The 13,911-nt window shown below is 67.9% G+C and carries 8 protein-coding genes; 1 reads left to right on the top strand and 7 read right to left on the bottom strand.

The window, feature by feature from the left end; translation table 11 throughout:
- Nucleotides 1-49 precede the first annotated feature (49 nt).
- The 5 genes from ACYQ1Z_RS12655 to lysS all read right to left on the bottom strand — a co-directional run bounded on the left by ACYQ1Z_RS12655 (nt 50) and on the right by lysS (nt 7,357).
- Complete coding sequence (locus tag ACYQ1Z_RS12655; RefSeq protein ID WP_459792878.1) at nt 50-2,170, bottom strand: S9 family peptidase; 2,121 nt, start codon at nt 2,168-2,170, stop codon at nt 50-52.
- Nucleotides 2,171-2,296: 126 nt separating this feature from the next.
- Nucleotides 2,297-4,789: an ATP-dependent Clp protease ATP-binding subunit gene (locus ACYQ1Z_RS12650; protein WP_459792877.1), complete on the bottom strand. Its 2,493-nt coding sequence runs from the start codon at nt 4,787-4,789 to the stop codon at nt 2,297-2,299.
- Between the two features lie 332 nt (nt 4,790-5,121).
- Nucleotides 5,122-5,457, bottom strand: coding sequence for a histone-like nucleoid-structuring protein Lsr2 (locus ACYQ1Z_RS12645; RefSeq protein ID WP_459792876.1), 336 nt, complete (start codon nt 5,455-5,457; stop codon nt 5,122-5,124).
- Nucleotides 5,458-5,594: 137 nt separating this feature from the next.
- Complete coding sequence (locus ACYQ1Z_RS12640; protein WP_459792875.1) at nt 5,595-5,816, bottom strand: hypothetical protein; 222 nt, start codon at nt 5,814-5,816, stop codon at nt 5,595-5,597.
- A gap of 2 nt (nt 5,817-5,818) precedes the next feature.
- Nucleotides 5,819-7,357 (bottom strand): lysine--tRNA ligase, encoded by a 1,539-nt coding sequence (gene lysS / locus ACYQ1Z_RS12635; RefSeq protein WP_459792874.1) that lies wholly within the window; start codon nt 7,355-7,357, stop codon nt 5,819-5,821.
- Nucleotides 7,358-7,406: 49 nt separating this feature from the next.
- Here lysS and ACYQ1Z_RS12630 point away from each other — a divergent pair, with 49 nt between their 5' ends.
- Nucleotides 7,407-8,261, top strand: a complete 855-nt coding sequence (locus ACYQ1Z_RS12630; RefSeq protein ID WP_459792873.1) for an alpha/beta fold hydrolase — start codon at nt 7,407-7,409, stop codon at nt 8,259-8,261.
- 16 nt (nt 8,262-8,277) lie between these two features.
- On the opposite strand, the gene atzF is transcribed toward ACYQ1Z_RS12630, so the two are convergent.
- A complete protein-coding gene (gene atzF / locus ACYQ1Z_RS12625) occupies nt 8,278-10,176 on the bottom strand; it encodes an allophanate hydrolase (RefSeq protein WP_459792872.1) in 1,899 nt (632 codons plus the stop codon).
- Nucleotides 10,173-13,904 (bottom strand): urea carboxylase, encoded by a 3,732-nt coding sequence (gene uca / locus ACYQ1Z_RS12620; protein ID WP_459792980.1) that lies wholly within the window; start codon nt 13,902-13,904, stop codon nt 10,173-10,175. The genes atzF and uca overlap by 4 nt, the downstream gene beginning before the upstream one ends.
- Nucleotides 13,905-13,911 lie beyond the last annotated feature (7 nt).

Raw genomic sequence — 13,911 nt, 5'->3', positions numbered from 1 at the left:
TCAGCCCCGCCCGCGCGTCCCGGCCACCGGAACGCGCGGCAGAGCGCTGCTAGAGCCCCAGACTGGCCGGCAGTGCCACTTCCTCGCCCAGGACGTTGCGGGAGAGGAATGACTCCACGACCTGGTACCAGACCTTCGCGTGCTGCGGCTGCAGGACCCAGTGGTTTTCGTCAGGAAAGTAGAGGAATCGGTGCGGGGTCTGGCCGTCCTGGTCCGCTGCCAGCTGCGACTTGGACAGGAGCTCGTACCAGAGCCGAAGGCCCTCCCCGATCGGGACACGGTAGTCCTTGTCGCCGTGGATGACCAGCATGGGGGTGCGGATCTTTTCCACGTGAAGGTGCGGCGAGTTGTCCAGCGCCATCTCTTCGGTCATTTCCTTCAGCCAGTACTGGGAGGCGTCGGTTGTGGGTCCGAACTGGTCCAGGGCCCACAGGCTGGCGTGGGTGACGATGGCCTTGAACCGGTCGGTCTGCCCGGCGACCCAGTTGGCCATGTACCCGCCGAATGAACCTCCCATGGCGGCGGTCCTGGCGGCGTCGATGTCAGGGCGTTCAACGGCGGCGTCCGTGACGGCCATGAGGTCCGTGTAGGGCGCCTTGCCCCAGGAACCCCAGCCGCGCTGGATATAAGCCTGCCCGTACCCGGTGGACAGCGCGGGGTCGGGCAGGAGCACCGCGTAACCCTTGGCGGTGAGCAGCCACGGGTTCCACCGCCAGGTCCACGCGTTCCAGGATCCCAGCGGTCCGCCGTGGATCCACAGCAGCAGCGGAGCCGGCTTCTCCGCGGAGGCCCCCTCCGGCAACGCCAGGTAGGCCGGCACGCGGGACCCGTCGGGCGCGGTGGCAGCGATCCGCTCCAGCCTGCCGGGGCAGGTTGGCCGTTCGGCCGGCGCGGGCAGGCGCAACGTCTCGCCTGTCGCCAGGTCTATCCGCACGGCTTCCGCAGGGAATTCGTACGAGCTTCGCAGGGCGTAGGCGTAGCGCCCCTCAGGCGAAACCACGACGTCGGAGTAGGCCGCGGCGTCCTGGGTCACCCGGGTGACGCTTACTTCAGCGGCAGCGGCCGGAACGCTGATCCGGAAGACCGGCGACGCGCCGTCGTCGTCCGCTGTCACAAGGAGGGCGGAACCGTCCGGCAGCCAGGCGGCCGGCTTGGCCCACCGGTCCCAGTCGTGCGCGAGCGGCTGCAGGCCGGCCGCCCCGTCCCCGGAATTCGAGACGTCCAGCAGGTGCAGCTTGACCTCCGGGGCCCGGAGCGGCGTGGAGTCGCTTTCGCTGACCACCGCCAGCGCTGTGCCGTCCGGGCTGACCGGGCCGGGGAAATAGCTCATGCCCTCGTGGTCGAGCAGGACTTTGGTGCTGCCGGACGCCACATCCACGGCCACCAGGATGGAGCGGCTGTCCGCCCGGGCCAAGGGCTTGGTGAGACTGGTGTAGATGGTGCGGCCGTCCGGGCTGACGACTGTCTCCGCCTCACGAAGCCGCGGGCCGGCGTCGGGCGTGAGGTTGCGCAGTTCCAGCGGTGCTGTCGCGTCCACCGTGGCTGGCTTGCCCGGTTCCTTCTCCGTGCCCTGCTCGACGGCGAAGATCCGCGGCTGCCCGGGGCCGAGATCGGCATCCCAAAAGCGCACCGGATACTCGCTGTGCAGGATGGCGGACACCTTGTTGTCTTTGCGGGCTTTGCGGCGCTCGGCGTCGTCATCCTCGTCCGCCGCGCCGGCAAGGACCTCGGCAACCACAAACGCCGCGTCCGCAGCCTTTGCGGTGAGTACGCGGCCCACTCCGCCGGCACGGCTGAGGACAACGCGGGCCTCGCCGCCGTCGGCCGGGAGCAGCCAGAGGGCGTTGACCGGTTCCTCGTCGGGGCTGTCCGGATCGGGGCGGGCGGACGTGAAGTAGACGTCACCGTTGGCGGCGAACGCTGCCCCGGCCTCGCCCTTGGCGCTGCGGGTGATGCGCCTGGCGTGCTTCTGCCCGGCGGGGTCCAGTTCCCACAAGGCGGTGCCGAACTCCGTGCCCTTGCCGTTCAGGGTGCTCACGGTGGTCACCAGCCTGTCCCCGCCGGGGCTCAGGCTCAGGCCGGCCACCCGCGGGATGGACAGGTAGTGGTCGAGGTCGTGGAAAGGTGTCTGTGGTTGCTCGTCCGGGATCGCCGGATTCTGATTAGCCATGCCCCTGATTCAACACGGTTTGTGGCTTGGGGCACAGCAGCCACACGCGGCCGGGCAAGCGAAAGCCCCGCCGGCTCCTTATGGAGCGGGCGGGGCTTCCGGCGTTGGTGCCGTTTGTTGGAGGATCTAGACGCTCGGAGCGATCTCCGGGATGCGGGGCTTGGCGTTGCCGGCGAACGTGAACTTCGCGTCGTCGCCTTCGCCTTCCACATCCACCACAACGATGTCGCCGGGGTGGATGTCGCCGAAGAGGATCTTCTCCGAGAGCTGGTCCTCGATCTCGCGCTGGATGGTGCGGCGCAGTGGCCGGGCACCCATGGCGGGATCGTAGCCGCGGGTTGCCAGGAGCACCTTGGCGGCGGGCGTGAGCTCGATGCCCATGTCCTTGTCCTTGAGGCGCTTCTCCAGGCGGGTGACGAACAGGTCCACGATCTCGATGATCTCGTCCTGGGTCAGCTGCGGGAACACCACAACGTCATCCACACGGTTCAGGAACTCGGGGCGGAAGTGCTGCTTGAGTTCCTCCGTGACACGGGCGCGCATGCGGTTGTAGCCGGTCTGCGTGTCGGTGCCGGACTGGAAACCGGTGGCAACACTCTTGGAGATGTCCCGGGTGCCCAGGTTGGTGGTCATGATGATCACGGTGTTCTTGAAGTCCACCACGCGGCCCTGGGAGTCGGTCAGGCGGCCGTCTTCCAGGATCTGCAGCAGCGAGTTGAAGAGGTCCGCGTGGGCCTTCTCAACTTCGTCGAACAGCACCACGGAGAACGGACGGCGGCGGACCTTCTCGGTCAGCTGGCCACCCTCCTCGTAGCCCACGTAGCCCGGAGGGGCGCCGAAGAGCCGCGAGACGGTGTGCTTCTCGGAGTACTCGGACATGTCCAGGGTGATGAGGGCGTCCTCTTCACCGAACAGGAACTCCGCGAGGGCCTTGGCGAGCTCGGTCTTGCCGACGCCGGTGGGGCCGGCGAAGATGAACGAGCCACCGGGGCGCTTGGGGTCCTTGAGCCCTGCACGGGTGCGGCGGATGGCCTGGGACAGTGCCTTGATGGCCTCGTCCTGGCCGACCACGCGCTTGTGCAGTTCCTCTTCCATCTTCAGCAGGCGCGAGGACTCTTCCTCCGTCAGCTTGAAGACGGGGATGCCGGTGGAGTTGGCCAGCACCTCGGCGATGAGGTCCTCATCCACCTCGGAGATGTCATCCATGCCGCCGGACTTCCAGTGGCGCTCCTTCTCCGAGCGCTCGGCGATCATCTTCTGCTCCTTGTCGCGGAGCGCTGCGGCGCCTTCGAAGTCCTGTGCATCGATGGCGGATTCCTTCTCCATCTTCAGCTTCGCGATGCGCTCGTCCATGGCCTTCAGCTCCGGCGGAGCGGTCATCCGGCGGATGCGCAGGCGGGCACCGGCTTCGTCGATCAGGTCGATTGCCTTGTCCGGCAGGAAGCGGTCCGAGATGTAGCGCTCGGCGAGGCTGGCAGCGGAGGCCAGGGCGCCGTCGGTGATGGTGACCCGGTGGTGTGCCTCGTAGCGGTCGCGCAGGCCCTTGAGGATTTCGATGGCGTGCGCCACGGAGGGTTCCTTGACCTGGATCGGCTGGAAGCGGCGTTCCAGCGCGGCGTCCTTTTCGATGTGCTTGCGGTACTCGTCCAGCGTGGTGGCACCGATGGTCTGCAACTCGCCGCGGGCCAGCATGGGCTTCAGGATCGAGGCTGCGTCGATGGCACCCTCGGCGGCACCGGCACCCACCAAGGTGTGGATCTCGTCGATGAACAGGATGATGTCGCCGCGGGTGCGGATCTCCTTGAGGACCTTCTTCAGGCGCTCTTCGAAGTCGCCGCGGTAGCGGGAACCTGCCACCAGGGAACCGAGGTCCAGGGTGTAGAGCTGCTTGTCCTTGATGGTCTCCGGCACGTCGCCGCGGACGATCGCCTGGGCGAGGCCTTCGACGACGGCGGTCTTGCCGACGCCGGGCTCGCCGATGAGGACGGGGTTGTTCTTGGTCCGGCGGGAGAGGACCTGCATGACGCGTTCCATCTCCTGCTCGCGCCCAATGACGGGGTCGAGTTTGTTCTCGCGCGCAGCCTGGGTGAGGTTGCGGCCGAACTGGTCCAGCACAACGGACCCGGCCGGGGCGCCTTCGGGCTGCCCGGAGCCGACGCCGGCGCCGGTGGTTTCCTTGCCCTGGTAGCCGGAGAGGAGCTGGATGACCTGCTGGCGGACCCGGTTCAGGTCGGCGCCGAGCTTGACCAGCACCTGGGCGGCGACGCCTTCGCCTTCACGGATCAGGCCGAGCAGGATGTGCTCCGTGCCGATGTAGTTGTGGCCGAGTTGGAGGGCTTCGCGGAGCGAGAGCTCCAGCACCTTCTTGGCGCGGGGCGTGAAGGGGATGTGGCCGGACGGTGCCTGCTGGCCCTGGCCGATGATCTCCTGCACCTGCTCGCGAACGCCGTCGAGCGAAATGCTCAAGGACTCAAGAGCTTTGGCGGCAACGCCCTCACCCTCGTGGATCAGACCCAAGAGGATGTGTTCGGTACCGATGTAATTGTGGTTCAGCATGCGTGCCTCTTCTTGGGCAAGCACAACTACGCGACGGGCACGGTCCGTAAATCGCTCAAACATTTCGCCACACTCCTAGCTACGACGTACTTTGATGCTACGTGGCGGGCCCTGTCTTGTGGAGCGTGTTCGCCACAGGGGAAACCGGGCAGCGCCGGGAATAACCTGCGGCCCCCGGCTCCGGGGGCCGCCACCGCCCCGGGAACAGGGCAGGGAAGCGCAGCCGGCCTTCGGAATACAGCAATCTTTTTAATCGCCGCAGCCGCCTTCAAGGTGCACAAACGAGTGGAGAAATTACGACGGCGGCGGGGCGTCCTGGGATTTGCCGGCGAAAACCAAAAAACCCTGCCTCCCGGTACCGGGAAGCAGGGTTTAAACCAGGTCCAGGGCGAACCCTAGGAATTCGCCTTTTGGTAGGCTTCCTGGATTTCTGCCTGAATTCGGCCGCGGCTGTTAACGGTGTAGCCGTTATCGCGGGCCCATTGCCGGATCTGGGCTGAATCGTGGCTGCGGCCCCCTGCGGGTGCTTTAGCCGAACGGGCGGCCCCGCGGCCACCCGACGCCTTCCGGGCGGCGTTGATAAACCGCTCCAGCGAAGACCGGAGTTCAGCCGCATTCGCGGCGGATAGGTCAATCTCGTAGTTGGCCCCGTCGAGGCCGAACTTCACATTCTCGTCCGCGGATCCCCCATCCAGATCATCAACGAGGATGATGTTTACTTTCTGTGCCATTAAAGTCTTCCTCTTGCTGGAAAGTCGGTTTTCAGAAAAGCAGGATGTTTCCCAAAAAAAGTATGACTCTGATTATGGCAACGCGTCAAAGCGCCTATTGGTTCCTTGGGGATAACCGCAGCGGATTAGGGGATTTTTTATTTCGCTTCGGGGTCCGGGCGGTCGGTGGACTGGACTTCCGTGGGCGGAATTTCCCGGGCCGGCCCGTTTCCGGCCTGGGCGGCCCGCGCGTCGGCTTCCGCCTGGGCGCGGGCCTCGGCCTGCCTTTCCGACTTGTCGGCGTTGAAGATGGCCTTCATGGCGAACCAGAAAATCAGGCCAACCACCACCGAGGGCAGGAGGACTGCTACGTATTCCATGCCTAGTGGCCTTCGGGCTTCAGCAGCGGGAAGAGGATGGTCTCCCGGATACCGGCTCCGGTGAAGAGCATCACCAGGCGGTCGATACCGAGGCCGATGCCGCCCATGGGCGGTGCGCCGTACTCGAGGGCCCGCAGGAAGTCCTCGTCCAGCTGCATGGCCTCATCGTCACCGGCCGCGGCGTGCCGGGACTGCTCGGTGAGCCGCTCGCGCTGGATCACGGGGTCGATCAGCTCGGAGAAGGCGGTGCCGCGCTCCATGCCGCCGATGATCAGGTCCCAGGCCTCGATGAGGCGGCCGTCCTTGCGGTGCGGCCGGGCCAGCGGCTGGGCGGACGGCGGGTAGTCATAGACGAAGGTGGGGTTCAGGAGGGTGGGTTCGACGATCTCGCCGAACAGTTCCACGGCGAGCTTTTCGGCGTCCCACTTGGGGTCGACCTTGACCTCGTGCGTTTCGGCGATCTCGCGGAGCACCTCCAGCGGAGTGTCCGGAGTGACTTCCTGGCCAACGGCGTCGGAAAGTCCCGGGTAAACGGCCAGCCAGGCCCACTCGCCGTCGAGGTTGATCTCCCCGGCTTCGGTCTGGATGGTGCGGCCGGCACCCACGGCGTCCGCGGCGTCGAGGATGATCTCCTTGATGCGCTCGGCCATGACGAACTGGTCCGCCCAGGCCTCATAGCACTCCAGCGTGGTGAACTCCGGGCTGTGGGTGGAGTCCACGCCTTCGTTGCGGAATACCCGGCCCATGTCGTAGACGCGGTCGATGCCGCCGACCACGGCGCGCTTCAGGTACAGCTCGGTGGCAATCCGGAGGGTCATCTTCTGGTCGAACGCGTTCATGTGCGTCTCGAAGGGGCGGGCCAGGGCGCCGCCGTGGACCAGTTGCAGGATGGGGGTCTCCACCTCGACGTAGCGGTGCCGGAACAGGGTTTCGCGAATGGAGCGGGTGATGGCGGCGCGGGTGTAGACCATCTCGCGGGCCTCGTCGCGAACCATCAGGTCCACGTAGCGCTGGCGGACGCGGGTTTCTTCGTTGAGCTCGGCGTGCAGCACCGGCAGCGGGCGCAGTGCCTTGGAAGCCATGCTCCAGGACTCGGCCATGATGGACAGTTCGCCGCGGCGGGAGGAGATGACCTCCCCCTTGATGAACACGTGGTCGCCGAGGTCGACCAGGGCCTTCCAGTCGGCGAGTGCCTCCTCACCGATGTTCGCGAGGCTGAGCATGGCCTGCAGGCGGGTGCCCTTGCCGTCGGTGCCGCCCTCCTGGAGCGTGGCGAAGCACAGCTTGCCGGTGTTGCGGACAAAGACCACGCGGCCGGTGACGCCGACGACGTCGCCGGTGGTGTCGTCCGCTTCGAGGTGGGCGTACTTTTCACGGATTTCCGCGAGGGAGTGCGTCCGTTCCACTCCCACCGGGTACGCTTCCGTGCCGCGCTCGATCAGTTTGGCGCGCTTCTCCATGCGGATCCGCATCTGCTCGCTGGCGTCGAGGGGCTCGGGGGCGTTCTTGGGGGCGGGGGTGTTTTGGGAAGTCACAGTCATCAAGTTTACCGGCCATGGGCAGCGCTTTTGCGTGCCTAGGATGGGGAGGGTGAAAGAACGGCTCCTTCCAACGCACGACGGCGGCCGCCTGGCCTTGTACAGCTACGGCACCGAGGACGCGCCCGGCACGCGGCGGGTGGTCCTGATCGGCGGCGCTTTCCTGACGGCACTGATCTACCGGCCCTTTTCGATCGCACTGGCCAAGGGCCTCGGCGACGGCTGGGCGGTGGACGTCTATGACCGCCGCGGCCGTGGTCGCTCCTCCGAACAGCCCGCGGACTACTGCATGGGCACGGAGATCGCGGACGTCCGCACCGTCCTGGACGCCACCGGCGCCAGGAACATCCTGGGCCACAGCCTGGGCGGGTCCGTTGCCCTGAACGCGGTCCAGGAATTCACCGGCACTTCATACGTCCCGGACAAGCTCGCCGTGTACGACGCCGCCGTGAACATCGACGGCAGTATTGACACCAGGTGGCTCGACTCATTCGAAGACGCCGTCAACCAGGGCAAGGTGGGGCACGCGCTGGCGCACATGAAGAAGGCAACCGCCCCGGGCACCGCCATGGCCCGGATCCCTGAACCGGTCCTGGCCGGGCTCATGGCGCTGCTGTCGCGGACCAAGGTCAACCGGATGTTCCGTGAGGTGATGCCCAGCGGCGTGGGCGAACTGCGGGCGGCGTACAACGAAAAGGACCATGCCCGGGACTTCAGCGTGCTGCCGTCCAACACCCAATTCATGGCCGGCGGCAAGAGCCCGAGCTACTACAAGGTCACGGCGGAGCGCCTGCACGCGGCCGTGCCCGGGAGCACCTACGAGCTCTCCCCCAAAGGCTTCCACGGCTCCATCCCGGCCGCCGTCAACGAGCTCGTGACAGACATTTCGGAGTACTTCAAGGGCTGAGGTCCAGTAGGAGGAATCAGGGGCGCTCGCCCCTGCTGAACCCTGCGAGGGCGGCATCGCCGAGGTCCTGCCACACGCTGCGCGCCTTTGGTTGACCCGTACGGTCGGCCAGCCAGTCACCCCACGCTGTGATGTCCTCGCCTTCCGCTGCTGCCACGGCGTCGCAGGCGAACCCGACCGCGGTTGTCCCGTCTGCAAGTTCCATGGCTCCCAGCAGCATCGGCTCGGGAAGGGCGGCCAGGAATTTTCCCAGCCCGGCCGGGGAGAGCAGCCACCGTTCCCCCACCAGCTCCGCGCCGTGGCCGGACCGGTACACGCCCGGTTTAGGCGGCACAGTATCCAGGGCGACCATGCGGTAGCGGGCTGCCGTGCGGACTGGCCCGTCCCACAGTGCGCCGAGCTCTTCCAGCTGGTGCGCCAGCGGTTGGCCCCTGCGGTGTGCGCCCACAACTACCAGCGGAACTGCGGAAGCCCCGGCCGCCACAGGCCAGGGAACGGACGACGACGGAGGGCCGGCTGCCGGAGGAGCCTCCGGCAGGGCTCCGGCAGGGAACGGTGCAGTGCCGGCAGGAAAGAGCGCGGGCGGGACAGGGGTCATCTCAACACGGCGGGCGATGTCCGCCGCCACGGCGTCGTCGAACGTACGTGCGACGACCGTGACACCGAATTGCGAGCCCCCGACCTCCCCGGCCGGTACGGCCACGGCGCAGAGGTCGAACAGGTTGCAGAAGTTCGTGTACGTTCCCATCCGCGAGTTCACGCCCACCGGGTCGGCGGCTACTTCTGCCAGCGTTGGATGGAACGGTGCGGTGGGGATCAGCAGCGCGTCGAAGCCTTCCAGCCCGGCCATCGCCTGCTGTTTGAGTGCCTCGAGCTTTGCCGTATCGGCAACGTACCGGTGGGCCGGAACGTTGCTGGCCGCCCGAATGATGCCCTCCACTGTGGGATCGAGGCCCGCCGGACCGTCCGTGCCGCCGTCGTCCGTGCCGCCGTCGTCCGTGCCGCCGTCGACCGTTTCCAGGAATGCCCCGACGGCGGCATACCGCTCCGCCACGAGCCCGCCGTCGTACAGCAGCCGGGCTGCCTCGAGGAAGGCATCGAATTCGATCGGCTCGGCGTCTGCGCCGGACGCCCGGAGCCGGTCGACATTGCGGTGGAACTCCGCCACCCAGTCCTCCGGCAGGGCCGGCAAACTGGCCGGGTAGGCGACGCGCGGGTTCTCTGATGCCGCCAGCCGGATGTCCGCCGGCCAGGGCCGCGCGTTGCCGGCCATGACACCCATGGCGAACTCTGCCGTGGACAGGTGCCTGGCGAAGATGGTCACGGCGTCCCAGGATTTGCAGGCGGGAACCACACCGGCCGTGGACACGACGTCCAGGGTCGGTTTGATGCCCACAATACCCTGCAGCGCCGCCGGCACCCGGCCCGAGCCCGCCGTGTCTGTTCCGATCGCGATGTCCGCCAGGCCGAGGGCCACCGCCACAGCGGACCCGGAACTGGAGCCGCCGGAGATGAACTCCGGGCGGCGGGAGTCCCGGACGGTACCGTAGGGACTGCGGGTTCCCACCAGGCCGGTGGCGAACTGGTCCAGGTTGGTGGCGCCAAGGACCAGGGCTCCGGCTGCGCGGAGCCGGGCCACTGCTTCCGCATCCTGATCCGGGGTGTAGGAGAAGCCGGGACAGGCCGCGGTCGTCGGCATGCCGGCGACGTCCACATTGTTCTTGACGGCGAGCAGGAGGCCGGCAAGCGGCAGGTCCGCCCCGCCGGCGAGCGCCGCGTCAATAGTTGCGGCTTCGGCCAGGAGGTCCTCCGGGCCGCGGAGGGTGATCCAGATTTCGGGCCGATCCACGGCGTCAATAGCGGCGAGTGCTGCCTGGACGCGGCGGGTTGCACTCCTGCCCATTGCGCTGCTCATACTGCTGCCCCTTCCAGTTCCTGTTCTCCCAACACCGGGTCCGCTCCGGCCGGCTCCAGGTCATTGCCGCCCAGGACCACCACGGCTTCACCGGCGACCACCTGGGATCCGGCGGCGGGCAGGACGCGAAGGACGACGCCGTCGCACGGGGCTTCCAGCACCGTTTCCATCTTCATTGCCTCCAGCGAGACCAGGGGCTGGCCCTTCACCACGGTGTCACCTTCGGCGACGTCGACTTTCCAAACGCTCGCGGCAAACGGCGCGGAGACAAGCGATCCACCCTCCGGCACGGCCACCTCGTCAGCGGCCGGATCCACCGTGGCGGCGAGCGCATCGGCACGGTCGAACTCGCCGGCGTCGGCCCAGGCCTGGCGTTCCACGGCGAAAGCGGCGCCCTGCTTCTCCCGGAACGCTGCGATGGACTCGCGGTTCTCCTCGAGGAAGAGTTCGTGCTCCGCCAGGGAGAAGGTGCCTTCCTCGATTTCAACGCCGCGGCCGCGCCCGGCCGCCATGTCCGCCCGCAGGTCCAGGAGTTCCTCCGGGCTGACGGGGTACCAGGAAATCCTGTCAAAGAAGCGCAGCAGCCATGGCGATCCTGGCTCGAACGGAGCCGCGTCCGCGTACCGTGACCACACCTGGGTGGTGCGGCCCACGAACTGGTAGCCGCCCGGGCCTTCCATCCCGTAGATGCACATGTATGCGCCGCCGATTCCCACGGCATTCTCCGGCGTCCAGGTGCGGGCAGGGTTGTACTTGGTGGTGACCAGCCGGTGCCGCGGATCCAGCGGCGTTGCCACCGGCGCCCCGAGGTACACGTCGCCGAGCCCCAGGACCAGGTACTCGGCGTTGAAGACGGTGTCGAAGACGTCGTTGACGGAGTCGAGGCCGTTGATGCGGCGGATGAACTCGATGTTCCAGGGGCACCACGGGGCGTCGTCGCGGACGCCCGCCATGTAGCGCTCGATGGCCTCGCGGGTGGCGGGGTCGTCCCAGGACAGCGGCAGCCGGACCGTGCGGCTGGGGACCACCAGTTCGGAGCTTGCCGGCAGTGCCGTATCGATCTCCTGGACCAGGCTTAGCAGCCGGTTCGTGGACAGCACGGAGGGATCGGCCTTGATCTGCAGCGACCGGATGCCGGGGGTGAGGTCCACAATGCCGGGAATACGCAGCTGTTCGATGTGCTGGTGGAGGGCATGCACCCGGGCGCGGAGGCCAAGGTCGAGCACCATCTCGCCGTACTCCACCAGCAGGTTGTCATCCCCCGAGCGGCGGTAGGTAACCGCCGGCCGGCCGGAACCTTCCGGCACCCGGGCCAGAACGCCGTCGTCGCCATCCCCGCGCGGGATCCTGGCGGCCGGTGCGGCCACCCGCGAAATATCCGCGGTCCGGCCGGCGTCGCCGGGCAGCACCAGCTGGCGGCCGGGCCCCAAATCCCTGGCCGACGGCGCCTGGGCGGCCTCGATGGGAACAAAGCGGACCTTGTCCCCGGGCCGGAGCTGGCCGAGCTTCCAGCGGTCAGCCGTCACCACGGTGACGGGGCAGACGAAGCCGCCCAGGCTGGGCCCGTCCGGACCGAGCAGGATGGGGGTGTCCCCGGTGAAGTCCAGCGCCCCCACCGAGTAGGCGGTGTCGTGGATGTTGGACGGGTGCAGGCCTGCCTCGCCCCCGTCGGTCCGCGCCCAGCGCGGTTTGGGGCCGGTCAGGCGGACCCCGGTGCGGGCCGAGTTGAAGTGGACCTCGTATTCGGCGGCGTAGAGTTCTTCGATGTCTTCGCGCTGGAAGAATTCGGGGGCGCCGTGCGGGCCTTCCGTTACGGCCAGTTCCCAGGTGGAGGTCAGGGCGGGACGGCTGTCCAGCGGCACCGGGGCCGTCGCCGGCCCTTCGACGTCGGACTTCACCGTGCGGAGCACATCACCGGCGCGCAGGACCCGGCCCGCGTGCCCGCCGAACTGCCCCAACGTGAAGGTGGAGGCGCTTCCCAGGTATTGCGGGATGTCCAGCCCGCCCTGGAAAAGGATGTAGCCGCGCAGGCCCTTCCCGGCGGCCGTTCCGGCGTCGAGCGTTCCACCGGCCGGGACCGTGACGGGGGTCCAGGCGGGCACCTCCGTCCCGTCCACTGTGACCGTGACTTCCGCGCCCGTGACGCACACGGTGGTGGCGCGCGTGAAGACCAGGCTCGGACCGGTCATGGTGAACTCCAGGCCGGGCGCGCCTTCCGGGTTGCCGAGGGCTGTGTTGCCGAGCCGGAAGGACAGGTCGTCCATGGGGCCGCTGGGCGGGACGCCAATCTGCCACAGACCGGTCCGGCCGGGCCAGTCCTGGACGCTGGTCTGCAGGCCGGGACGGTCCACAGTGATGCGGGGCTCCGGATCTCCAACGCTGTCCAGGGTGCTGGTGGAGTGGTTGACGCTGCGGACCACATCCATACCGGTGATGGCGCGGAGCATGCCGAGGTTGGTTTCAATGCCGTCGATCCGGGTGCCGGCGAGCGCCCCGGACAGCCGGTCAAGCGCTTCGCTTCGGGAAGCTCCGGAAGTAATGACCTTGCCCAGGAGCGGATCGTAGTTGGTGGATACGTCCGTCCCCGTCTCCACCCAGGCGTCCACGCGGACGCCGCAGGTGGCGGGGAATTCGGCGTTGGTGACCGTACCTGCGCTGGGCTGGAAACCGCGGGCGGGGTCCTCGGCGTAGACGCGGGCTTCCACGGCGTGGCCGGAAACGGGCAGTCCGTCCGGAAGGCCGGCCAGGACGCTCCGGGCTTCTTCGCCGCCCTGGGCCAAGCGGAGCATCCACTCCACCAGGTCAACGCCGGTGACCGCCTCGGTGACGGGGTGCTCCACCTGGAGGCGGGCGTTCACTTCCAGGAAGGAGGCCTCCTGCCTGGCGGGATCGTAGACGAACTCGACGGTGCCGGCAGAACGGTAGTTAAGGGAGGCGCACAGGGCCCGGGAAGTGCGGTGCAGTTCCACGCGCAGCGCATCCGGCAGGTCCGGGGCGGGGGCTTCTTCGAGCACCTTCTGGTGGCGGCGCTGGAGGGAGCAGTCGCGGTCACCAAGGCTGACAACCCGGCCCCCGCCGTCGCCGAAAACCTGGACCTCGATGTGCCGGGCGTTCTCGACGTACCGTTCGGCGAAGACACCGGCGGTTCCGAAGCTGGCCCCGGCGAGGCGGGCCACCCGCGGGAAGCTGTCGGCGAGTTCGGCCTCGGAGCGGCACACTGTCATGCCGATGCCGCCGCCACCGCCGGTGGCTTTCAGCATCAACGGGAAGCCGATGGCCTGGCTGGCCGCGACGGCGGCGTCCGCATCCTCAAGCAGCCCGGAACCGGCGATCATCGGCACCCCGGCCGCCCGGGCGGCGTCGCGCGCTGTGTGCTTGGTGCCGAAGATGCGCAACTGTTCCGGGGTGGGTCCCACGAAGACCAGGCCGGCTGCTTCCACTGCCTCGGCGAAGGCCGCGTCCTCGGACAGGAAGCCGTAACCGGGGTGGATGGCGCCGGCCCCGGTGGACTTGGCCGCTTCCAGCAGCGCGTCCACCCGGAGGTAGGACTCCTTGGCCGGAGCCGGTCCGAGGAGAACAGCTTCGTCTGCCAGCCGGACGTGCTTCGCGCCGCGGTCGGCCTCTGAGAAGACGGCGACTGTGCGCAGTCCCAGCTTCCTGGCGGACTCGATGATGCGGCACGCGATCTCGCCGCGGTTGGCGACCAGGAGGGTGTCAAAAGTGTTCAGGTTCTTG

Source organism: Arthrobacter sp. AD-310, from assembly GCF_054656615.1.
This window is presented reverse-complemented; position numbering and strand designations above follow the sequence as displayed.

Bases quoted from the DNA above. Each gene is read 5' to 3' on its own strand.
- ACYQ1Z_RS12655 (WP_459792878.1), bottom strand. From the start codon at position 2,170: ATGGCTAATCAGAATCCGGCGATCCCGGACGAGCAACCACAGACACCT.
- ACYQ1Z_RS12640 (WP_459792875.1), bottom strand. From the start codon at position 5,816: ATGGAATACGTAGCAGTCCTCCTGCCCTCGGTGGTGGTTGGCCTGATT.
- ACYQ1Z_RS12650 (WP_459792877.1), bottom strand. From the start codon at position 4,789: ATGTTTGAGCGATTTACGGACCGTGCCCGTCGCGTAGTTGTGCTTGCC.
- atzF (WP_459792872.1), bottom strand. From the start codon at position 10,176: ATGAGCAGCGCAATGGGCAGGAGTGCAACCCGCCGCGTCCAGGCAGCA.
- lysS (WP_459792874.1), bottom strand. From the start codon at position 7,357: ATGACTGTGACTTCCCAAAACACCCCCGCCCCCAAGAACGCCCCCGAG.
- ACYQ1Z_RS12645 (WP_459792876.1), bottom strand. From the start codon at position 5,457: ATGGCACAGAAAGTAAACATCATCCTCGTTGATGATCTGGATGGGGGA.